The sequence below is a fragment of the Novosphingobium rhizovicinum genome, assembly GCF_040813635.1.
GTDB classification, from domain to species: Bacteria; Pseudomonadota; Alphaproteobacteria; order Sphingomonadales; family Sphingomonadaceae; genus Novosphingobium; species Novosphingobium rhizovicinum.
In genome coordinates this window covers 20,564-42,710 of sequence record NZ_JBFNXR010000044.1, presented here as the reverse complement: position 1 = coordinate 42,710, position 22,147 = coordinate 20,564, and the positions used below count along the sequence as shown (strand labels likewise).

Sequence of the window (22,147 nt, the reverse complement as noted above, 5' to 3'; positions counted from 1 at the left end):
GGCGGCGGCGCCAGATCGTTGACGGGCGGAGCCATCAGGCTGGTTGCGGACTTCACGACGACCTTGGCGGACCGTGCGCCATCGCTGATCCGGAACTGACCGGCGGTGACGGCGAGCGCTTCGGATTCGCTGTTCAGGTTGCGCGCTGCGGCCGACGTTTGCTCGACCATGGCGGCATTCTGCTGCGTCGCCTGATCCATGTTGTTCACGGCAACGCTGATCTGGGTGATCGCAGAGGCCTGCGCCTGGTTGTCGGACGCCATGCCGCCGAGCAGCTGGTGCACTTCGCCCACGCCTTCTGAAATCCCGGCCAGAGCACCATCGACCCGCTGCACGGCTTCTACCGCGGTGACAATGTCGGTCTGCGTCACCGTCAGCTGATCACGGGCGCGCTTGGCTTCCTCTTCGGCGCGCATTGCAAGCGCGCTGACCAGATCGGCCACGACAGCGAAACCACGGCCCGCATCGCCTGCACGGCCTGCCTCCACGGCAGCATTCATGGCCAGAACCCGGGTCTGGAACGCGATCTTGTCGACACCCTCGATGACCTCGTCGATGCCCTTGGCGCTTTCGCGAACACGGCTCATGGCGCGCACGGCTTCGTCAGCCACGCCCCGGCCGCCCGAGACGGTGCTGATCGCCTCGTCCGCACGCGTCACAGTGCGGCTGGCCGCTTCGGCGGTCGCCTTGATGCGGCCATCGATCTGCGTCAGCGCAGCCGAGGTCTCCTCCAGGCTGGCCGCATTGCTCTCGGTCCGGCGGGCCAGATCTTCCGAAGCCTGCGCGATCTCGTTCGACCCGGTGCGAAGGCTGTGCGAGCTCTCGATCACAGAGCCGATCAGCTCTCGCAGCGATTCCAGTGCCAGGTTGAAGTTGGTTTTCAGCTCTGCGTAGGCTGGCGGGAAATCGGCCTTGATCGGAGATGTCAGGTCGCCTGAGCGCAGGGCAGAAAGGCTGTCGCGCAGGGCGCCTGTGACGATCTGCTGCTCCGCTGCCTCTGCAGCCGCACGCTCGCGCTCCTTCGCCACGGCCGCGCTGAGGAAAGAATCCACCGCTCGGGTGATGTCGCCGATTTCGTCCTTCTGGTCGAGATTGGGAAGCTTGGCTTCTCCTGAGGAGCGGGCAAGTCCGCTGATGACAAGCGACAGGTTCTGAATCGGGCTGATGACTTTGCGAGTGATGGTGAAGAAGGAAAAGCCGAGAACCACCGCAGCTGCAAGTGCCAGGACAAACATCAGGATCATCGCGGCGCCTGCCGTCTCCAGCGCTGCCGAAGTATCCGTTGAAGCGACCTCGATCTGGATCTGGGTGAGCTTGCTCATCGTTTCCGACAGGGGATCGATGGTCTGATACAGTTCACTGGCTACGAACCGATCGAGCGCCTCGCGGTCGCCGGCCTCAAGGATGCTCAGTAGCCGCTCGACGCTTGCGCCCGAGACTTGCATGCGACGGGTTGCCTCCGAAGCAAGCGCCTGCTCTTCCCCTTCGATCTTGGTGGCACTGTAGCGCGCCCAGGCTGCGTCGGCTGCGCTCTCTCCCTCTCGGACCTGTTTTGCCGCCTCGGCAAAGGACAGGTTCCCGTTGCGGGCCTTGTGCGCGGAATCGACGATATCCACCGCATAGCTGTCTGCCACGATCTTGAGATCCCTAAGCGGCACCACGCGGTCGGCGAGCACGGTCTTCAGGGCACCGCGACTGTGGTTTCCCGACCAGTAGGAGGCGCCCACAAGCAACATGGTGGCCAGAGCGAAGAGGGCGAGACAACCTAGGAGTTTTTGTCGAATGGTCATTGGGCTTCCAGATATGCGGTGTTCCGTTCCCGCTGCCTGTGGAGACGGAGCATTGGTTCTTGGCGCTGCCCAACGCATCCAGACGCAGAGAACGCGTTGAGGTGCTTTGCACATTATAGGAGCGGGAGCGGTCGACCGGCGCGACCGCCCGGGGAATTTTAGCGGCCGAGACCCTGCCCGAAAGGGCAGTTCACCCGATCGCTGCGCGGAGCCGATATTTCATGCATGAGCCCCTTGGACGGGGAGATTCAGAACTGCCGGATTACCGTCAGGAAGGCATCGCCATATGCCTCAAGCTTTCGTGCGCCGATCCCCGAAACGCGTCCCATCTCAGCAAGTGAAGAGGGGCGCGCTGCGGCCATTTCACGCAAGGTTACGTCATGGAAGATCACGTAGGGCGGCACACCTTGGTTCTGGGCCAGCTCGCGCCTTGTATTGCGGAGTGCCTCGAACAGCGGGTTGTCGGCAGGGTTTGTGCGCATGCTGTCGCGCTGTTTGCGTCGACGCTCGCGTGGCGGCGGGATCGTGATCTCTACCGCAGCTTGTCCCTTCAGGATTTCGCGCGCATTCCCGCCAAGCGCGAGGCCGCCGTGCTCCGTCGGCAATAGCGAGCCGCGTGCTTGCAAGGCGCGAGCCACCGGCTTCAGCAGCGCAGCCTCCTCAGGCCCGACAATGCCGAACACTGAAAGGCTATCATGCCCACGTTGCAGGATGCGGTCGTCGCTCTGTCCCGTGAGCACTTTCTCGATGTAGCCCAAGCCGAAGCTCTGGCCGGTGCGATAGACGGCGGAGAGCAGCTTGCGGGCCACTTCGGTCGCGTCGGTGACCGCCACCGGCTCCAGGCAGTTATCGCAGTTGCCGCAAGTCTCCGGCGGATGCTCACCGAAGTGCCGAAGCAGGATTGCACGGCGGCACTGCGCAGTTTCGACGAGAGCGGCGAGGGCATCGAGGCGCTGGCGCTCCGAGGCGCGGCGATGTTCGTCTACCTCCGTCAGGCGCTGCCGGGCGCGCGCGAAGTCATCGGCCCCCCACAGCATGACAGCCATTGACGGGTCTCCATCACGCCCAGCGCGTCCGGTCTCCTGATAGTAGGCCTCGATGGACTTGGGGACGCCGGCATGCGCCACAAAGCGCACGTCGGGCTTGTCGATGCCCATCCCGAATGCGACCGTCGCCACCATCACCATGTCTTCAGACGCGACGAATGCAGCCTGGTTGCGCGCGCGCACCGCCGGGTCGAGCCCCGCATGATAAGGGAGCACCCTGCGACCGGTGGCGGCGAGCGCCTCGGCAAGCTGCTCCACCTTGGCTCGCGTGGGCGCGTAGATGACACCCGGTCCGGGGTGTTCCTGGAGAATGCCCTTGAGCTGGCGCAAGGCGTTGTCGCGCGGGCGAATAGCGTAGCGGATGTTGGGACGGTCGAAACCCGCGACGATCAGCCCGTCTTCGGGAATGCCAAGCTGGCTCAGGATGTCGGCCCGCGTATGCCGGTCCGCCGTGGCCGTAAGAGCAAGGCGCGGAACGTCGGGGAAGGCGTCGAGCAGCGGGCGAAGCAGACGGTAATCGGGCCGGAAGTCGTGGCCCCACTCGGACACGCAGTGCGCCTCATCGATAGCGAAGAGGGCGATCGGAGCACTGGAGAGCAGTTCGCGGAAGTGTGGCTGGCTGGCGCGTTCAGGCGCGATGTAGAGCAAGTCCAGTTCGCCCGCCCGGAAGGCGTCCATGGTCGCCATGCGGTCACTGTCAGCGCTGGTGAGCGTGGCTGCGCGGATACCGTTGGCAGATGCGCTGCGCAGCTGATCGTGCATCAGTGCGATCAACGGCGAAACGACGATGCACGTGCCGCGCAACATGACTGCCGGGAGTTGATAGGTCAGCGACTTGCCCGCGCCCGTCGGCATTACCGCGAGAGTGGACTGTCCGTGAAGCACGCGCGCCACGACTTGCTCCTGCACGCCACGGAATGCCGAGAACCCGAAGGTATCGTGAAGAGCGGTGCGGGCGTCGGGGAAGGCGGTATCAAGCATTGGCTCGGCTTGCCTAGCACGGCTGACCCGGCGTGTAACCGGGTGGCGCGGTTTACCAGAGTTCCGGGTGCTTCAGCAGGAGTGCCTGGGCAAGGATAAGCGTCTTCGCGTCGGTCAGGCGGCCGGAGAGTGCGAGGTCGCGCAGTTCGTCGAGGGCGATCTCGTGGACCATGATGTTCTCATGTTCGTTTGCGTTGCCCCCTCCTTCGCCGATCCGATCCTCAACCCGGTACTGCGCCAGATAGAGTTGCACACGCTCGGTGGAGACCGGGACCATCGACCACATGTTCACCACCGGCTCCAGGGCGTGGACCCGCAGCCCGCCTTCCTCCATCGCCTCGGCCGCAATCCGGCTCGCAGGATCGATGCCGTCGAGACTGCCGGCGATGGCTTCGTACGGGCTTGGTTCGCCATGGAACAAGGCGCCGGGTCGCGGCTGCGTGATCAGCATAACAACCCGGCGCGCCGGGTCGTAGGGAAGAACGGCGCAGGCGGAATCGCGATGCAGGAGTTCGCGATCGGCGACCAGGCCGTCGGGCATTTCCACGCGCAGGCGCATGAAGGTGTACCAGCCCTGGAACACCACCTCCCGACCGACAATGCGCGCGCTCGCCCCGGTCATCAGTCCAGGTTCGGGCGCAGCCAGCGTTCTGCCGTTTGCAAGTCGGCACCGCGTCTCGCGGCATAGTCCTCCAGTTGGTCTCGGCCAATCCGGGCGACGCCGAAATACTGGCTTTCGGGATGCGCGAAATAGAAGCCCGAGACGGCAGAGGTTGGCAGCATCGCCTGGCTTTCGGTCAGGGTGATGCCCGCGTTCTCCTGAGCCTTGAGCAGGTCGAACAGGATGGGCTTCAACGAATGGTCCGGGCAGGCCGGATAGCCGGGCGCGGGGCGGATGCCGCGGTATTCTTCGCGAATCAGGGCCTCATTGGTCAACTGCTCACCCGGCGCATAGCCCCACAGCGTCGTACGCACATGCTGGTGCAGGCGCTCAGCGAAGGCTTCCGCAAAGCGGTCAGCCAGAGCCTTCAGCAGGATGTCAGAGTAGTCGTCATGGGCAGCCTGGAAGCGAGCGAGGTGCGGCTCGATGCCGTGAATTCCGACTGCGAAGCCGCCGAGCCAGTCTCCGGCAGGATCGATGAAGTCCGCCAGGCAAAAGTTCGCGCGCGAGCGGGATTTCTTGAACTGCTGGCGCAGGAAGGGAAGGCGGGTCTCATTGTCCGCGAGGACGATGTCATCGCCATCGCGGCGGCATTCCCAGAAGCCGCAGACACCCTTGGCCGTCAGCCACTTTTCGCTGACGATCTTCTCCAGCATCGCCTTCGCATCGGCGAACAGGCTGGTCGCGCTTTCGCCTACGACATCGTCGGTGAGGATCGCGGGGTAGGTGCCCGCCAGTTCCCAGGCGCGGAAGAACGGCGTCCAGTCGAATATCTCGACCAGGTCGGTCAGGTCCCAGTCCTCGAACACGTGCAGACCGGGTTGTGCGGGTGCGGGAGGCTTCAAGGCAAAATCGGCGGGGAAGGCGTTGGCGCGTGCGTCGTCGAGCGGCAGCAGTTCGCTCTGGCCCTTCCCCTCGCGTGCCTCGCGCACCCGTCCATAGTCGATCGCCGTGTTCGAGACGAAATCGTCGCGCTGCGTGTCCGAAAGCAGCTGCGATGCGACGCCGACCGCACGGCTGGCGTCGAGCACATGGATCACCGGGCCCGCATAGGCCGGGTCGATCCGGAGCGCGGTGTGCACCTTGCTGGTGGTGGCGCCACCGATCAGGAGCGGAATGTTCATGTCAGCGCGTTGCATTTCCTCGGCGACGGTGACCATCTCGTCGAGGGAAGGGGTGATGAGGCCGGACAAGCCGATGATGTCGGCGTCGTTCTCGTTCGCCGCCTCCAGGATCTTTGTCCAGGGCACCATGACGCCAAGGTCGATCACCTCGTAGCCATTGCACTGCAAGACAACGCCGACGATGTTCTTGCCGATATCGTGGACGTCGCCCTTGACCGTCGCCATGATGATCCGGCCTTTAGCCTTCGCGCCGGGCTGCTTTTCCGCTTCGATGTAGGGGATGAGGTGGGCCACGGCCTTCTTCATCACCCGCGCGGACTTCACCACCTGGGGCAGGAACATCTTGCCCGAGCCGAACAGGTCGCCGACGACGTTCATGCCATCCATCAGCGGGCCTTCGATAACCTCGATCGGGCGTCCGCCCGCCGCTGCCGTCGCGGCGCGCATCTCTTCCGTATCCTCGACGATGTACGCGTCGAGACCTTTCACCAGTGCGTGCTCGATCCGCTTGTGAACCTCCCAGCCGCGCCATTCTTCGGCCGCCTTCTCGGCAACGGTGTCCTTGCCGCGGAACTTCTCGGCCAGCGCGACAAGGCGCTCCGTCGGAGTCTCGTCGGGGTTCCTCGCGGGACGATTGAGGATCACGTCCTCGCAAGCCTCGCGCAGTTCGGGGTCGATCTGGTCGTAGACGTCGAGCTGGCCGGCGTTGACGATAGCCATGTCGAGGCCGGCGGGGATGGCGTGGTAGAGGAAGATCGAGTGCATCGCCCGGCGCACCGGCTCGTTGCCGCGGAACGAGAACGACAGGTTGGACAGGCCGCCCGAGAAGTGCACGTGCGGACACCGCGCGCGTATCTCCTGCACCGCCTCTATGAAATCGACACCGTAGTTGTTGTGCTCTTCGATGCCCGTAGCGACCGCGAAGACGTTGGGGTCGAAGATGATGTCCTCAGGCGGAAAGCCGATGCCGGTAAGCAGCTTGTAAGCGCGCTCGCAGATCTCGACCTTGCGCTCCTTGGTGTCGGCCTGCCCGACTTCGTCGAAGGCCATCACCACGACGGCGGCGCCGTAGTCCATGCACTTGCGAGCAGCATCCAGGAACGGTCCCTCGCCCTCCTTCATGCTGATGGAGTTTACGATCGGCTTGCCCGATACGCACTTCAGGCCCGCCTCGATCACCTCCCACTTGGAGCTGTCGATCATGATCGGCACCCGCGCGATGTCCGGCTCGGCAGCGATCAGCTTGAGGTACGTGGTCATCGCCTCGACAGCGTCGAGCAGACCCTCGTCCATGTTAACGTCGATCACCTGCGCGCCGTTCTCGACCTGCTGGCGCGCGACTTCGACGGCGGCAGGATAGTCACCCGCCATGATCAGCTTCTTGAACTTCGCCGAGCCGGTGACGTTGGTGCGCTCGCCGATATTGACGAAGCGGGAAGAGGCAGGGGTGGTCATCAGGTTTCCGATGTTGCGGGGATCAGGGGACGGGCGAGCACGAAGTCGTCGAAACGCTGGGCGCCGACCTGGAACGTGCGGGCACCCGCTTCGATAAAGCCGTGCTTGCGGTAAAAGCGCAGAGCCCGGTGGTTGTCTTTCTTCACGCCGAGCAGCAAGCGGGGCCGGCCTTGCGCGCCATCAATCACCGCTCGCAGCAGGGCAGCCGAAATGCCGGTGCCGTGAAAACGGGAAAGAAGATAGATCCTCTTCAGCTCCCAGTCGCCGGGCCGGGCCTGCTCCAGATCGGATTCACACGCGAGTGCGTATCCGATGGGTGCTCCTCCCGGCTCCATGCTGACCAGCCACGCTCTCGCGCCTTGGTCCAGCAGCGCGCGGTAAGCGTCGGCGGAGTGCTGGTGCAGACAATGCTCGATGAGCGCTGCGCCGTCGATCGCGCCTGCATAGGCGTCGAGAAAGGTCGCACTCGCGACAAGCGCGAGTGCGTCCACATCTTCGCACCCGGCGGCGCGGATCGACCACTCCACAGGTGCGTACATGTCAGGCGGCCATGGTGAATGGCTCTAGGCCTGCAAGGCGTGTTACCGGCGCGAGACTTGGCAGTTGCCGCGCCGGAAGGCCTTGCACCGCCTTCGCCATCGCCGCGATGTGCGCCGGTGTCGAGCCGCAGCAGCCGCCCAGCACATTGACCTGGCCCGCGATGGCCCATTCCTTCACGAATCCGGCCGTCGTCTCAGGCATTTCGTCGTAGGCGCCCAGTTCGTTGGGCAGCCCCGCGTTGGGGTAGATCATGATGAGCGTGTCGGCGTTCTCGGCGAGGGTCTTGACGTGAGGGCGAAGCTGCGTCGCGCCGAACGAGCAGTTCAGGCCGATCGTCAGGGGTCTGGCGTGGCGTACCGCGTGCCAGAACGCCTCGACGGTGTGGCCCGACAGGTTCCGGCCGGATAGGTCGGTCAGTGTCATCGAAAGCATGATCGGCACTTCGCGACCGAGCTCTGCCTCCAGCTTGCGCACGGCCATGATGCCCGCCTTGGCATTGAGAGTGTCGAACACCGTCTCGATCAGGATGAAGTCGGCCCCGCCTTCCACCAGGGCGCGGGCCTGCTCCAGATAGACATCGACCAGCGCATCCCACTCGATCTCGCGATAACCTGGATCGTTGACGTCCGGGCTGAGCGAGAGCGTCTTGTTGGTCGGTCCGATAGCGCCGGCGACGAAGCGAGGGCGGCCATCCTTGGCTGCGAACTCATCGGCGAGGCGACGCGCCAGACGCGCGCTCTCGACGTTGATCTCGCGTACGAGATGCTCTGCGCCGTAGTCTGCCTGGCTGATCCGGTTTGCACTGAAGGTATTTGTCTCGGCGATGTCCGCACCCGCCTCGAAGTAAGCGCGGTGAATCGATTCCGGCACCTCCGGCTTGGTGAGGGCCAGAATATCGTTGTTGCCCTTCTGATCGTGCGAGAGGCCAAGGCTCCCGGCATAGTCAGCTTCGGACAGCTTCCAGTTCTGGATCTCGGTGCCGAACGCGCCATCGGTGATGAGGATGCGCTTGGCTGCCTCGGCCAGGAACGTTTCGCGGGCGGTCATGGCTGGGTCTCCTTGGGGCGCAGGCCCAACAACTGGCAGATGGCGTAGGCCTGTTCTGCCCGGTTCAGTGTGTAGAAGTGGAAGTCGCGCACACCGCCTTCGTACAGGCGGCGGCACATGTCCGCGGCGGCCACGGCTGCCACCAGCGCGCGGGGGCCCGGACGCTCGTCGAGCCCCTCGAACATGGTCTCCAGCCAGCTCGGGATCTCGGTATTGCCGGACATGCGGCGGATCGCCGCGAAGTTCGTCACAGGCATGATGCCGGGCAGGATCGGGGTCTCGATGCCAGCGGCCAGAGCCTTGTCGAGGAAGCGGAAGTAGGCGTCCGTTGAATAGAAGAACTGCGTGATCGCCCGGTTTGCCCCGGCATCTAGCTTACGCTTCAGATTGTCCAGGTCATCGTCCGCGCTCAGAGCTTCGGGGTGGACCTCAGGGTAGGCGGCTACCGAAATCTCGAAGTCGTGCTGGCTTTTAAGACCGGCGACCAGTTCGGCGGCGCTGCCATAGCCCTCCGGATGCGGGACGAAGCGCCCGCCATCAGCCGGTGGTGGATCGCCCCGGAGCGCGACGATGTGGCGCACACCAGCCCGCCAGTACTGATCCGCAATCTCGGCGATCTCCGCCTTGCTCGCGGCGACACAGGTAAGATGCGCAGCGGGCTTCAGGCTCGTCTCACGAACGATCCGTGCTACTGTGGCGTGCGTGCGCTCCCGCGTGCTGCCTCCCGCCCCGTAGGTGACGGAGACGAAGCTCGGCGAGAGGGGCGCGAGATCGCCGATCGCCTGCCACAGCTGCGCGTCCATCTTTTCCGTCTTGGGCGGAAAAAATTCGAAGGACACGCCAATATCGCCTGGAAGCTCTGCGTAAGGGCAGGCGCCAGACGCGGCGTTCTGTCCAAGCTCGGCGTTTTGCCCAAGCTCTGCGTTCTGCGATGTCTTTGGCTCTATCACGCTGGTCATCATCTCTCTTCCCGCTGGAGCAGCGCGCTGCCGGCTGCCTTGGGCGCGGCGTCCTTGCGGGCGGTCCAGATCTTCACAGTAAGGGGTTGTCCTGCCACTTCGCGCATTGCTTCACCGGCAAAGCCGGCGCCGGCAAGAAAGCCGGCCATCTGCTCGTCAGTGAAGCCCAGGCGGGCGTGCGCGTGGCGCTCTCGCAACTCTTCGCGGTCATGCGCCGCGAAATCCGCGATCGCCACCCGGCCGCCGGGGCGGGTCACTCGCGCTGCTTCAGCAAGGACCGCCGCGGGGTTCTGGGCGTAATGAAGCACCTGGTGGAAAAGCACCGTGTCGAATGTGTCCTCATCGAAGGGCAGTGCAGTGAAATCACCCTGCACCAGATCCACCGCTCCCGAAGGCATCTTGTCGAGCCGCGAGCGTGCGACGCGAAGCATCTCCGGACTCTTGTCCAGGGCGGTGATGCGCGCAGCCCTTGGTGCAAAGAGCTCCGCCATTCGACCCGTCCCGGTACCAACATCCAGAAGAATGCCGAGCGACTGATCGCACAGTACGGACTGAAGCATGTCCTCAACCGCCGCATCGGGGCTGTGGAGAGAACGCAGAGTGTCCCATTCGCGGGCATGCCGCGCGAAGTATGCCTCAGCGCTGGCCTGCCGCGTCGCCCGGATCGCTGCGAGGTGGCGGCGGTCCTCCTCGCACTGCATGGCGAAGGCGGCATCGTCGCGTTCCGAAACGGATAGCAGCCGCGCCGTGGCCGCCCCAAGCGGAGGCGTACCCGTCTCGGTGATGGCGGCGCGAAGAAACACCCAGCTGCCCTCCTTGCGCCTTTCCGCAAGGCCGGCCGCGCACAGGATACGCACGTGGCGTGAAACGCGCGGCTGGCTCTGCCCGAGCACTTGCGCGAGTTCGCCAACAGCCAGCTCCATATGCGCAAGCAGGCGCATGATCCGCAGGCGCGTGGGGTCGGCAAGGGCCTTGAGAAGCGGTTCAAGTCGCATTTCGCCGCGCATATAAAGAAATCTTTATATGACGGCAAGGGTGCTGCAGGGGCGGCTGGAGCAGCCGGATTATTCCCGTTTGCGTTGCATCATGCACTCGTCTACACAATGCCCCGCAGGCTTGCCTGCAAGCGTTGGCGCCTGCGCCAAACAATGCAAGGGGATTCGCATGAAGAAGATTGCTTACGCCGCTTTCGCGTCGGCTGCCGCTCTGGCTCTCGCCGCTTGCGGTAGCTCGGAAACGCCGACTGAAGAGGTCGCCACCGACACCGTAGAGACCATGCCTGAGGAAACTCTGGCTGTTGACCCGATGGCAACCGACGCCATGATGGCCGAAGACGGCATGGCCACGGAAGCGGCCACCGAAGCGGCGATGTAATCCGGCCGGGGGCCGGGTGCGCGATTTTCGCGCACCGGCCCCCGATCGTACTTGCAAGCCTTCAGGTTCTGTAGTGCCGCGCCGTGCCGGCTGACCTCCTCCTGGAGGTTTTTTTGTGCCCTAGTCAGATGCGTTCTGGGCCGGGCTAAGCTTTCGGCATCTTTCGGGCGTGCATCAGCGGGCGCAGCAGGCCAAAGGGCGGTTGGTGCCGCTCAAGACAGACAAGCCTACATCCCAGCAATAAATGGGAAGCATCCAGACCTTAGTTCGCGTCTGCACAAAGATTGTGCAGAGTGTGCTTAATATTTAAGCAGAAACGCGAATGGAGAGATCATAATGAGCCTGCTTGCCCTTGCCGCTGCCGCAGCAGCAACGCTTGGCGCCAATCCTGTCCACACGGTTCACATGGATCATCGCGGCAGCACCTATCGGGTGGATTATCGCGCCCAGGTCGAGACGCAGATGCGCACGATTGGCATGTCGGCGCCCACCCGTTCGAGCAGCCAGCGCTGCCTGATCACCGCAAATGTCGCCGTAGAACGCGTTATCGCTTCGGCCACAGGTGGGCACGAACTCAAGTCCATGTTGCCTGAGGACGAGAGCTTCACGAGCAGCCTGCCCGGCCACTGCCGCGGCCGCGATGGCGAAGCGGCTCGTCTTGTAGAGAACAAGACTAGCGCGATAAACGCGCACCTCGCGAGCACTGCCGCTGGCGATTCACGCGCAGCGTTGGCGGCGATCGATTCCGCCCACCATTTCGCTGCAAATTGAGAGTATAGAACCGGACGATGAATACGCGAGTTTGTTGCTGGACGATCGCCGCATGTGGCGCCCTTTTCACGGTCGGCGCGCAGGCCCAGCCGGTAGCAAGTGCAAGCGTATCCCTCGAAGCGGAGACCGATCGGCGCGAGCGGGGCTTGAGCTGGAGTGACGGCAAGCCTGCCCTTTCGGTCTTCGCGACGGTCCCGTCGGGTGATGCACTGGCCTTTGATCTGGGTGCCGCCACCTTGCGGGATAGCGCCCGGCATGGCGGGGCGGATGTCGCGCTGACGATCGCGCCCCGCTACACCGTCTATACTGGCGGCTTTGCATTGAGTGCAGGTGCGCGCGGGAACGTGTTCATCGGCCGCTCGGGCATGACTTATGCCGAGATTACCGGCGAAGTGGCGCGCACGATAGGACCCGTGCAGCTTGTGCTCGGCGCGGACTTCGCGCCGTCACAGGACTCGATCGGCGGACACAACCTTCATGTCGATGCCAGTGCATCGGCCGGCATTCCCGGGCTGCCTTTCACCCTTTACGGTGGCGTTGGTCGCACCAGTGGGTCATCGCGAGACGATGCGCGGTCGGCCCGTCTTCGTCCCGGCGGAACCTATACCGACTATCATCTGGGAATCGAACGGTCGCGTGCGCTCTTGTCAGTCGGCGTGCGATACTCTGATACGTCTATCGGCAAGAATGAGGTGGACCGTCTCTCGCCCTACTACGATCAGCATTTCGGTTCACGAATCGTTGGATATCTGCGCATTTCGACGTGATCAGCCGCGGGCCGTCTCGGCTTAAATTGACCTGATCTCCCGCGCGCCGTAATCGGCGCCACATGACCGTCGTCACTCGCTTCGCGCCTTCGCCTACCGGGCATCTGCATGTCGGCAATGTCCGCACCGCCTTGCATAATTGGCTTCTGGCCAAACATCATGGCGGGCGCTTCCTGCTGCGCATTGACGATACGGACGCGGAGCGCAGCCGGGAGGAATACGTTCACGCGATCAAGGCCGACCTGGCGTGGCTGGGCATAGAGCCTGAGGGCGAAGAGCGCCAATCTGCCCGCTTCGCTATCTATGAGGAAGCATTTGCACGCCTGGCCGATGCCGAGCGAGTCTACCCCTGCTGGGAAACACCGCAAGAGCTTGAGCTGAAACGCAAGGTCCTGCTCGGACGCGGACTGCCGCCGGTATATGACAGGGCGGCTCTTGCCATCCCGGAGATGGAACGGATGCGTCGTATCGCTGCGGGCGAGCAACCCCATTGGCGCTTCCTGTTGGATCGGGAGCGGCCCATCGAATGGGACGACGGTGTACGCGGCCCCCAGCGCTTCGACCCCGCGCAGATGTCGGATCCTGTGGTTCGGCGCGCTGACGGCTCGTGGCTGTACATGCTGCCGAGCGCGATCGACGATGTGGCGATGGGCGTCACCGATGTTCTGCGGGGCGAAGATCACGTATCGAATACGGCCGCGCAAGTGCAGATGTTCGAGGCACTGGGTGCAACCGCGCCTCGCTTTGCGCATGAAGCGCTGCTCACCGGCACGGAAGGCAAGCTGTCCAAGCGGCTCGGATCCATCGGCGTCGCGCAGTTCCGCGATGCTGGCATCGAGCCGGCAGCTTTGGTGGCGCTGCTCGCGCGGTTGGGGACGAGCGATCCGGTCGATCCTTCTCTCGACGCGGATGCGCTCGCTGCCTCATTTGACCTCTCGCACTTCGGGCGTGCGCCAGCACGGTTCGACGAGGCCGAACTGGAGCGAGTCAATGCGGCCGTGGTGCATGACCTTCCTTACGCTGCCGTCTCTGACCGCCTTCCCGAAGGGATGGACGCAGCGGCCTGGGAAGCCATCAGGCCCAACCTTTCGCATGTTGGTGAGGCAGCGGATTGGTGGCGCGTGGTAACTGGCCCGGTGCCGGCTCCCGCTCTTTCAGACGAGGACCGGGGCTATGTTGCCGAAGCGGCGCAGGTGCTGGACGAAAGCGCCTGGCAAGAGAGCCCGTGGCAGATGCTGACGAGCGAGTTGAAGGCGCGGACTGGAAGGAAGGGCAAGGCTCTCTTCCTCCCGCTCCGCTTGGCTCTCACCGGCATGGACCATGGTCCGGACATGGCGGCACTGCTGCCGTTGATCGGACAAGCTGCCGCAGTGGAGCGATTGCGGGCCGCCAGCATCCCGACCTGAGGTTGAAGAGGTAGAGTGCTGGATCAGGCAGTGACTTCGCGCCATTCACCTGGCTGCAGTTGATCCAGCGACCACGGGCCGACACTCTCTCGCACAAGGCGCAGGGTGGGGTGCCCGACCGCTGCAGTCATGCGGCGGACCTGCCGGTTGCGGCCTTCGCGGATCGCGATGCGGAGCCATCGGTCGGGAATCGACTTCCGAAAGCGGACCGGCGGATCGCGAGGCCAAAGGTCTGGAGGTGAAATGGCGGCGGCCTGTGCGGGGCTGGTCATCCCGTCCTTGAGCATAAGGCCTCGGCGTAAGGCTTGCAGCGCCTCTTCCCCCGGCTCGCCTTCCACCTGGACTAGGTATGTCTTTGGAAGCTTGTAACGCGGGTCGGCAATACGCGCCTGTAACTGCCCGTCATCGGTAAGAAGCAGAAGGCCCTCGCTGTCCCGATCCAGCCGTCCGGCGGGATAGACACCTGGCAGGTCGATGTAGTCAGACAGCGTAGCGCGCGCGGTCTCCGTTCCCCGGTCGGTGAACTGACTGAGGACGCCGAAGGGCTTGTTGAAAAGGAGCAGCCGGGACATTCGCGCGCTTCTAGTCGCCTATCACTCCATGAACCAGCCATGGCTTGCGACAAGCGATTGCCCGTTCAGCGCATTGCTTTCGAAAGCGGCGAAGAACAGGGCAACTTCGGCTATGTCCTCCACCGTCGTGAACTCGCCATCGACCGTCTTCCCCAGCATGACGTTCCTGACCACCTCCTCCTCGGAGATGCCCAGTTCCTTGGCCTGCTCGGGGATCTGCTTGTCTACGAGGGGCGTGCGTACAAAGCCGGGGCAGATGACGTTGGTCCGCACGCCTTTGCCTCCCCCTTCCTTGGCGATGACGCGCGCAAGACCGAGAAGGCCGTGCTTGGCTGTTACGTAGGCGCTCTTCAGCGAGCTCGCCTCCTTGGAGTGGACCGAACCCATGAAGATGATTGAGCCGGCGCCCTTGGCATACATGTGCGGAAGACAGGCCTTGGAGGTGAGAAATGCACCGTCGAGGTGAATGGCGAGCATCTTCTTCCAGTCCGAAAATGCAAACTGCTCAACCGGATTGACGATCTGGATACCAGCGTTCGACACGAGCACGTCGACACCACCCCAGTGCTCGACGACATGCCCGATGCCCGCATTGACCTGATCCTCATTGCTGACGTCCATTGCCAGCGCCAAAGTCTCGGTGCCGCAACTCGCGGCGATGCCGTCGGCAGCCCTCCGTGCTGCGTCCAGATCGAGGTCCGCGATTGCGACCTTGCCGCCCGCTGCAGCGAAGCGCCGGGCGATCGCATAGCCGATCCCGCTCGCCGAGCCTGTGACAACACAGCTTTTGCCTGCCAGCTTCATGTGCGATTTCCCATCATGCCAGATCCAACCGCCTCGCTCCTTTGTGCGGTGCATCAAAGCATGCCACGGGCGGGCCCAAGTGCAAGTGCGGCCAAGCAACTGCCTCTCAGGCGGCCACCGCTTCTCCCGTCGCTTCGCTTGCTGCCTCGAGCAGGCGTTTCTCAAGGCTTTTGATGCGTGCTTGCGACTGCAGCTTATCGCCGAGAAGATCGGTGACATAGAAGGTGTCCGCCGCACGCTCCCCATATGTCGCGATATGGGCCGAATGGACCATCAGGCGTGCGTCGAAAAGGGTGTGTGCAAGCCGGTTCAGCAGCGCCGGACGGTCGCGGGCGTTGACCTCGATAACGGTGAAGCGGTTTGACGCCTTGTTGTCCACGAGTACGCGCGGGCGGACATCGAACGCGTCGGCACGAAGGCGCGCGTCTGGCCGGGCATGCAACTGGGGTAGCAGCTCCACACGATTTGCAAGTGCGTTCTCGATCGAGACACGCAAGCGTTCCAGCTGTGCGTCCTCCTGGAAGGGGCGGCCCAGCGGATCCTGGATCAGGAAGTTATCGACGGCCCGGCCCGTGCGTGTCGTGTGGATGCGCGCATCGATGATGTTGCCGCCAGCGAGATGGATGCCGCCGGCAATCCGGTAGAACAGGCCGGGGTGGTCGGCCGCGATGACCGTCACCAGTGTGGCGCCGCGCGCAGGGTAATACTCGGTCTGGATCGAGAGCGGTTCGTCGCTTGATCCGTGGTATTGCGCGAGGTTTTTTGCAATGACGTCTTCAGGTTCGGCAATCCAGTAGGCGTCCGTAAACAAGTCGCCGGTCGCGTCCAGCAGCGTGCTGTCGTCGCCAAGCTGTGCTTCCACAGCAGCACGCTTCGCCGCGATGCGCTTCTCGCGTCCGTACTCGGCATGGCCAAGACGAAGGCGCTCTTCGGCTGCACCGTACAGATTACCGATCAGCTGACGTTTCCAGCTGTTCCATGTGCCGGGACCGACCGCTCGTATATCGACGATGGTCAGCAAAGTGAGCTGCCGGAGCCGATCGATGAACTGTACCTGCCCAACGAAGTCATCGATGGTCTTCGCGTCGGACAGATCGCGCTTGAAGGCAGTCGCACTCATGATCAGGTGGTAGCGGACCAGCCAGCTGACCAGTTCGGTCTCCTCCTCGTGCAACCCCAGACGAGGGCAGAGTTTCAGCGCAATCTCGGCACCCAGTACCGAGTGATCGCCACCCCGGCCCTTCGCAATGTCGTGCAACAGCACCGCGACGTAGAGCGCGCGCCGGGATCGAACCTTTCTGATGATGTCGTGTGCCAGCGGATGCTCGTCGTGCAGTTCGCCGCGCTCGAACCGGGCGAGCAAGCCGATGGCGCGGATCGTGTGCTCATCGACGGTGTAATGATGATACATGTCGAACTGCATCTGAGCGTTAACCCGCCCGAACTCTGTCACAAAGCGCCCAAAGACCCCAGCTTCGTTGAAGGCGCGCAGAGTTTTCTCGGGATCGCGCCGGCTTGTCAGCAACTCCAGGAACAATGCGTTGGCACGTGGGTCATTGCGCAGTTCATCGCGGATCAGCACTGCATCGCGCGCAATCAGGCGCAGCGTTCCGGGGTGAATTTCCAAGCCCTCGCGATCGGCAACGACGAACACGTCCAGGAGCCGTACCGGGTCCTCGCTGAACCAGGTCTCCGAGGGCGCGCGGATGCGTCCTCCGAACACCTTGTAGCCCTTCACGGTGCGCTCCTTGGCGCGGAAGGTGGCGAGCAGGCCGCGCACCGGGCGCTGCGCGAACTGGTCGTCCAGTTGTGACAGGAAGACCCCGGTCAGGCTCCCCACCACTTTGGCCTGGAGGAAGAAGTACTGCATGAACCGCTCTACCGCGCTTTTGCCTGGGCGATCGGCATAGTTCATCCGTGCGGCGACTTCGCGCTGAAGGTCGAAAGTCAGCCGGTCCTCGGCCCGCCTTGTGATCGTGTGCAGATGGCAGCGTACGGCCCAGAAGAAGTTCTCGGCACGGCGGAAGGAGCGGTATTCCTTGCGCGTGAGAAGTCCCACGTCGACCAGCTCGGCGGGTGAACGCACTTTGTGGATGTATTTGCCGATCCAGTACAGCGTGTGCAGATCGCGCAGGGATCCTTTGCCCTCTTTCACGTTCGGTTCGACGACGTAGCGGCTGTCGCCCATGCGCTTGTGGCGACTGTCCCGCTCCGCCAGCTTCTCCACGACGAACTGCCGCTCGGTCCCTCGCACAACGTCCTTCCAGAAGCGCTGGCGTGCCTCGTCGAACAGGGCCTGATCACCCCACACATAGCGGGCCTCGAGCATCGCAGTGCGGATCGTAAGATCCGACTTGCACATCCGCACCATCTCGTCGAGCGAACGGCTGGACTGGCCCACCTTGAGGCCAAGGTCCCACAGGAAATAGAGGATTGCCTCGATCACCTGCTCACACCACGCCGTGGAACGGATCGGTGTCAGGAAGGCGATGTCCACGTCAGAATGGGGCGCCATCTCGCCCCGGCCGTAGCCGCCGACCGCCGCGATGGTCAGGCGTTCCGCAGTTGACCGGTTGCTGGCTGGATAGACGTGCGTGACCACGTGATCGTGGACGATGCGCAGGATCTGGTCGACGAGGAAGGCCTGCGCCTCTGCCAGGTCATGCCCGGCGCTCGGCTTGACGACGAGGCGGCGCGCGATTTCGGCGCGTCCCTCCGCAAGCGCGTCGCGCAGCAGCGGTACGATGTCCTTGCGGGCTTCAGTGGAGCCTTGCTCCTCTACGAGGGCCGCGATCCGGGTGGTCAGGCTCCGGCGATCGATCACAGCCCGCGGTGAGGGGATACGGATGACGTGCATGCTTTGGTTATGTAGAGACTGGCGATGCAGGAGGGAAGGCGAGTCACCGCCAAAAGCTGCTTCGTATGCAGGATAGAAGGCGGCTTTTCTCGTTCGCCTGCCTATGCCAGAAGGCCGCCATTCCGGCGCGTCGCTCTGCGCGCGTCCAGCGCTAACACTGTGAGGCTGCACGCTTGCTGATCCTGTCCGCCGCCGCCGCGGTCCATGAGCCGATCCATTGGGTCGACCTGGGCCTCAAGACCGGTATCGATCTCGGCTTCTTCACGCTGCGCTATTATTCGCTGGCGTACTTGGCCGGTATTCTGCTGGGCTATTGGCATCTCACGCGCATGATCAAGGCGCCCGGCGCTCCGCTGGCGCAGAGGCATGCCGACGATCTGTTCTTCTACTGTACCCTTGGCATCATTCTGGGCGGCCGGCTCGGCTATGCGACGTTCTACACTGGTGGTGACACCGGCATTCCCAGCCTGTGGCTGCATCCGGGCGAGTTACTGTCGCTCTGGAATGGCGGGATGAGCTTTCACGGGGGGCTGATCGGCGTCATGCTGGCGATTGCCTGGGTCTCGTGGCGGGGAGAGCTGAACTTCCTGCGGGTTGCCGACTACATCGCGGTTTGCGTGCCGTTCGGCATGCTCTTCGGGCGCCTTGCCAACTTCGTGAACGGAGAACTCTGGGGACGCGTGGCGGATCCCTCCCTCCGTTGGGCTATGGTCTTTCCGGACGGCGGGCCGCTCCCGCGCCACCCCAGCCAGCTTTACGAAGCTGCGCTTGAGGGGCTGGCGATGATCGTCATCATGCTCCTGCTGTTCTGGAAGACGCGGGCTCGATACCGGCCCGGACTGCTCGTCGGGGTGTTTACGACCGGGATCGGTCTCGGCCGGTTCGTGGTCGAGTTCTACCGCGAGCCTGACGCGCAGCTTCAGGACTTCGCGATGCGCACCGGCCTTTCGATGGGGCAATGGCTGACCGTGCCGCTGATGGTGCTTGGCCTGATCATCATCGCGCGCGCGCTCAGCAAACCACCGCTGGCGGCGGGACGGCCCGTTCCGGCATGAGCGTCGAAGGTTCGGCTCAGGAGAAGGCGCGGGAATCGCTCAGCGCGATGTTCCGGCGCCTGATCGCGAACACCGGACCGATCAGCGTGATGTACTACATGGGCGAGTCGAATGCCCGATACTACGCCTCGCGTGATCCGCTGGGCGAAGGTGGCGACTTCATCACCGCCCCCGAGATCAGCCAGATGTTCGGCGAACTTATCGGGCTGTGGCTTGCCGACATCTGGATACGCGCGGGGCGTGCCGAGCCGGTCCACTACGTAGAATTGGGGCCGGGCCGGGGCACGCTGGCACGGGACGCCCTGCGCGCAGCGGCGCAATACGGCCTCGTGCCCAAGGTGCACTTCGTCGAGAGCTCTATCGCACTCAAGACCTTGCAGATTGACGCGGTGCCGAACGCACAGTGGCATCACGATCTCTCGACCGTTCCGCAGGAAGGCGCGATCCTGCTCGTGGCCAACGAATTCCTGGACGCACTCCCGATCCGGCAGCTGGTGAAGACGCCGGAGGGCTGGCGTGAGCGGATGGTCGCCGCCGAGGATGAGCGGTTCGTCGCCGTCGCCGGTAATCGGCCGATGGATGCCGCTGTTCCTGAAAGCATGCGAGAGGCCGAAGCGGGCACTCTGATCGAGGCATGCCCCGGAGCAGCGTCAGTTCTCTATGAAGTGGCCGGACGGCTTGTGGAGCAGGGCGGTGCGGCCCTTTTCATTGACTATGGCCACGATGCCGTACGGACCGGCTCCACCTTGCAGGCGGTGCGGGCGCACCGGAAGCTGGACGTCTTCGAGCAGCCGGGAGAGGTGGACCTTACAGCCCACGTCGACTTCGCAACACTGGCGAACGTGGCGCTTTCGCGGGGTTGCCGCTGGCTTGGCACGGTCGAGCAGGGTGCCTGGTTGCAGTCTCTTGGGATCACCGCGCGGGCGGAGGCGCTCGCCCGATCATCGCCCGAGCACGCCACTTCGATAGAGGCCGCACTGCAGCGCCTCACTGCGGCGGATCAGATGGGCGCTCTGTTCAAGGTCATGGGACTTTCAGCACCGAACTGGCCGGACGGCGCCGGCTTCTAAGGCAAGGCAGCACCCGCTCGTCGGCGGTTAGCCGCCGATCTGTACCGCGCGCTTCTCATCTGGAACCTTCCGAACCGGCACGGCGGTAAGCCAGGCTTCCAGTGCGTCGATGTCCAGCCCGGCCCGCACCTTGTCCGTTGCCTTGGTAAACTCGGCGAAGAAGTCTCCGCCTTCGGAAAGGAAGTTGTTCGTGGTCACCCGATATGTCGCGCGCGGGTCCAGCGGCTTTCCGTCGAGCGTCAGCGACACAAGGCGCTGTCCGGACGGACGACCCATGTCGAAGCTGAAGCGCAAGTTGGCGGAAGGGGCAAGCACCTGCTTGACGTCCGCATCGTCCAGCCCTTCCTCGATCGCCGCCCTGATCTGGGCGCCCGTCATCGTCTGGACGACGAGTTCGTTGTTGAAGGGCTGCACGGCGTAGAGCTGACCGAAGGTCACCGATCCGTCAGGAGCAGGGGTAAGGGAGGTGCGCACGCCAAAAGGATTGGTGAAGGCAATCTGTGCGCCAAGAGCCTTGGTTGCGCCAAGCTGGCTGTCGGCGATGAGGTTGCCGAGCGGCCCGCCAGTCCAGCTTTCGCTGCTGTCGCTCTTGGGTGCAGGGCCAGACAGCTTGCCCACGGGACGCGAGATTTCCCCTGCGACGTCGTCAGCATAGCGCTTCACATAAGTCGCCACGCTGGGCTTGGGTGCGAAACGGGGCGCAAGGTCGGTGTTCTCGATCCGTCCCCTCCCCGCGTCGTAGGGTTGCGATTGCACGATTACGTTCTGCGCCTTCTTGCCGATCACCGCATGCGTCGCCGGATCGAAAGAGAGGGTAATATCGGTGACGAGCTTGCCGTACACGCCGGCGCTGGTCAGCAAGATGGGCTTTGCTGAGGCCGACGTCCTGTATTCGCACGTGTAAGCCCAGTGCGTGTGGCCGGATACGACCACATCCACGCCACCTTCAAGACTGTCGAGGATGGGCACGATGTCTCCTGCCAGACCTTCGCATCCGCTGGGGTCCTCCGTAGCCTCGGTTTTGCCGCCCTGGTGGATGAGCACGACGACAGCGTCCGCCCCCTCGGCTCTGAGGCGCGGGACCAGTGCGTTGATCGTTGCGGCCTCGTCCGCGAAGCTGAGGCCCTTCAGAGCCTCTGGGGAAACCAGCGCCGGGACCGTGCGCAGCGAAAGGCCGATAAAGCCGACCGCGATCTCGCCTGCGGAAGTGTTGAACGTCTTGAGACCCGTGGCGGGGAAGAGTGTAGATCCATCTTCCTTGCGGGTGCTTGCGGCAAGATACTTGTAGTTGGCGCCCGCAAACTGCTCCAGTCGGCAGGGTTGGCGCCGCGTGTGCTTCTCGCAGCCGCCATTCTGCAGGCGCAGCAGTTCACTCCAGCCCCGGTCGAATTCGTGGTTGCCCACAGCATTGAACTCAAGGCCAATGCGATTCAGGGCGCCGACCGCCGGCTCGTCGAGGTAGAGCGATGAGGCGAGCTGAGAGGCGCCGGTCAGATCGCCAGCTGCGACGACTACGTTGTTGGGATGCTTCGTCTTGAGCTGGTCCACTGCGGAGGCGAGCCAGGCCGCACCGCCCGCGGGAACGCCTGTGATGCTGCCGTCCGCGCCGCGGATATTGACCGCTTGCTTGGGAGGCTCGAGTGCGCCGTGAAAGTCATTGATCGCGATGATGCCGACGCTAACCGGCGCCGCCGCGCCAGAACGGGGTGTCCGATCCGAGCCCTGCGGGGTGGCGCAGGCAGCCAGCAGCGACGCGATGAGCAGCGGCAGGCCGCGTTTGGTCTGTAAGATCATGATGTGCTTCTATCGAAGGTGAAGGTGACAAGCCAATGGCGATCCGGCATGTTACCAGCGCGAGCACGAGCCTA

18 protein-coding genes are annotated in these 22,147 nt (G+C 63.8%); 6 read left to right on the top strand and 12 right to left on the bottom strand.

What is annotated here, in order from left to right:
- From ABUH87_RS11350 to ABUH87_RS11315, 8 genes are all read right to left on the bottom strand, one after another.
- The coding region (locus ABUH87_RS11350) for a methyl-accepting chemotaxis protein (protein ID WP_367773619.1) at positions 1 to 1,790 on the bottom strand (1,790 nt) is incomplete at its 3' end.
- Between the two features lie 248 nt (positions 1,791 to 2,038).
- Positions 2,039 to 3,817 carry a DNA helicase RecQ gene (gene recQ / locus ABUH87_RS11345; protein WP_367773615.1) on the bottom strand — a complete coding sequence of 593 codons (1,779 nt, stop codon included), beginning with the start codon at positions 3,815 to 3,817 and terminating at the stop codon, positions 2,039 to 2,041.
- A gap of 52 nt (positions 3,818 to 3,869) precedes the next feature.
- Positions 3,870 to 4,439, bottom strand: coding sequence for an NUDIX hydrolase (locus ABUH87_RS11340; protein WP_367773613.1), 570 nt, complete (start codon positions 4,437 to 4,439; stop codon positions 3,870 to 3,872).
- Complete coding sequence (metH, locus tag ABUH87_RS11335) at positions 4,439 to 7,057, bottom strand: methionine synthase (RefSeq protein WP_367773611.1); 2,619 nt, start codon at positions 7,055 to 7,057, stop codon at positions 4,439 to 4,441. The genes ABUH87_RS11340 and metH overlap by 1 nt, the downstream gene beginning before the upstream one ends.
- Positions 7,057 to 7,596, bottom strand: a complete 540-nt coding sequence (locus ABUH87_RS11330; protein ID WP_367773609.1) for a GNAT family N-acetyltransferase — start codon at positions 7,594 to 7,596, stop codon at positions 7,057 to 7,059. The genes metH and ABUH87_RS11330 overlap by 1 nt, the downstream gene beginning before the upstream one ends.
- Position 7,597: 1 nt before the next feature.
- A complete protein-coding gene (locus tag ABUH87_RS11325; protein WP_367773607.1) occupies positions 7,598 to 8,644 on the bottom strand; it encodes a homocysteine S-methyltransferase family protein in 1,047 nt (348 codons plus the stop codon).
- Positions 8,641 to 9,606, bottom strand: coding sequence for a methylenetetrahydrofolate reductase [NAD(P)H] (metF, locus tag ABUH87_RS11320; protein WP_367773604.1), 966 nt, complete (start codon positions 9,604 to 9,606; stop codon positions 8,641 to 8,643). Before metF ends, ABUH87_RS11325 begins: the two co-directional genes overlap by 4 nt.
- Positions 9,603 to 10,598: an ArsR/SmtB family transcription factor gene (locus tag ABUH87_RS11315; protein WP_367773621.1), complete on the bottom strand. Its 996-nt coding sequence runs from the start codon at positions 10,596 to 10,598 to the stop codon at positions 9,603 to 9,605. The genes metF and ABUH87_RS11315 overlap by 4 nt, the downstream gene beginning before the upstream one ends.
- Positions 10,599 to 10,767: 169 nt before the next feature.
- Here ABUH87_RS11315 and ABUH87_RS11310 point away from each other — a divergent pair, with 169 nt between their 5' ends.
- The 4 genes from ABUH87_RS11310 (at position 10,768) to gltX (ending at position 13,921) form a co-directional block, all read left to right on the top strand.
- A complete protein-coding gene (locus ABUH87_RS11310) occupies positions 10,768 to 10,977 on the top strand; it encodes a hypothetical protein (protein ID WP_367773602.1) in 210 nt (69 codons plus the stop codon).
- A gap of 336 nt (positions 10,978 to 11,313) precedes the next feature.
- Positions 11,314 to 11,748: a hypothetical protein gene (locus ABUH87_RS11305; protein WP_367773600.1), complete on the top strand. Its 435-nt coding sequence runs from the start codon at positions 11,314 to 11,316 to the stop codon at positions 11,746 to 11,748.
- 17 nt (positions 11,749 to 11,765) lie between these two features.
- Positions 11,766 to 12,515, top strand: a complete 750-nt coding sequence (locus tag ABUH87_RS11300; protein ID WP_367773598.1) for a TorF family putative porin — start codon at positions 11,766 to 11,768, stop codon at positions 12,513 to 12,515.
- A 62-nt stretch (positions 12,516 to 12,577) separates the two neighbouring features.
- Positions 12,578 to 13,921: a glutamate--tRNA ligase gene (gltX, locus tag ABUH87_RS11295; RefSeq protein WP_367773595.1), complete on the top strand. Its 1,344-nt coding sequence runs from the start codon at positions 12,578 to 12,580 to the stop codon at positions 13,919 to 13,921.
- A gap of 23 nt (positions 13,922 to 13,944) precedes the next feature.
- Here the strand turns inward: gltX and ABUH87_RS11290 are convergent, their stop codons facing one another.
- The 3 genes from ABUH87_RS11290 to ABUH87_RS11280 form a co-directional block, all read right to left on the bottom strand.
- Positions 13,945 to 14,493 carry a pseudouridine synthase gene (locus tag ABUH87_RS11290; protein ID WP_367773593.1) on the bottom strand — a complete coding sequence of 183 codons (549 nt, stop codon included), beginning with the start codon at positions 14,491 to 14,493 and terminating at the stop codon, positions 13,945 to 13,947.
- 21 nt (positions 14,494 to 14,514) lie between these two features.
- Positions 14,515 to 15,297, bottom strand: a complete 783-nt coding sequence (locus ABUH87_RS11285; RefSeq protein ID WP_367773591.1) for a 3-hydroxybutyrate dehydrogenase — start codon at positions 15,295 to 15,297, stop codon at positions 14,515 to 14,517.
- A gap of 106 nt (positions 15,298 to 15,403) precedes the next feature.
- On the bottom strand, positions 15,404 to 18,154 hold the full coding sequence (locus ABUH87_RS11280; protein ID WP_367773589.1) for a [protein-PII] uridylyltransferase: 2,751 nt from the start codon (positions 18,152 to 18,154) through the stop codon (positions 15,404 to 15,406).
- 176 nt (positions 18,155 to 18,330) lie between these two features.
- On the opposite strand from ABUH87_RS11280, the gene lgt reads away from it, so the two are divergent.
- Both lgt and ABUH87_RS11270 read left to right on the top strand, forming a co-directional pair.
- On the top strand, positions 18,331 to 19,209 hold the full coding sequence (gene lgt / locus ABUH87_RS11275; RefSeq protein WP_419956691.1) for a prolipoprotein diacylglyceryl transferase: 879 nt from the start codon (positions 18,331 to 18,333) through the stop codon (positions 19,207 to 19,209).
- Complete coding sequence (locus ABUH87_RS11270) at positions 19,206 to 20,279, top strand: class I SAM-dependent methyltransferase (RefSeq protein ID WP_367773585.1); 1,074 nt, start codon at positions 19,206 to 19,208, stop codon at positions 20,277 to 20,279. The genes lgt and ABUH87_RS11270 overlap by 4 nt, the downstream gene beginning before the upstream one ends.
- A gap of 27 nt (positions 20,280 to 20,306) precedes the next feature.
- Here the strand turns inward: ABUH87_RS11270 and ABUH87_RS11265 are convergent, their stop codons facing one another.
- Entirely contained in the window at positions 20,307 to 22,073 is a 1,767-nt protein-coding gene (locus tag ABUH87_RS11265; RefSeq protein WP_367773583.1) for a bifunctional metallophosphatase/5'-nucleotidase, read from the bottom strand.
- Positions 22,074 to 22,147 lie beyond the last annotated feature (74 nt).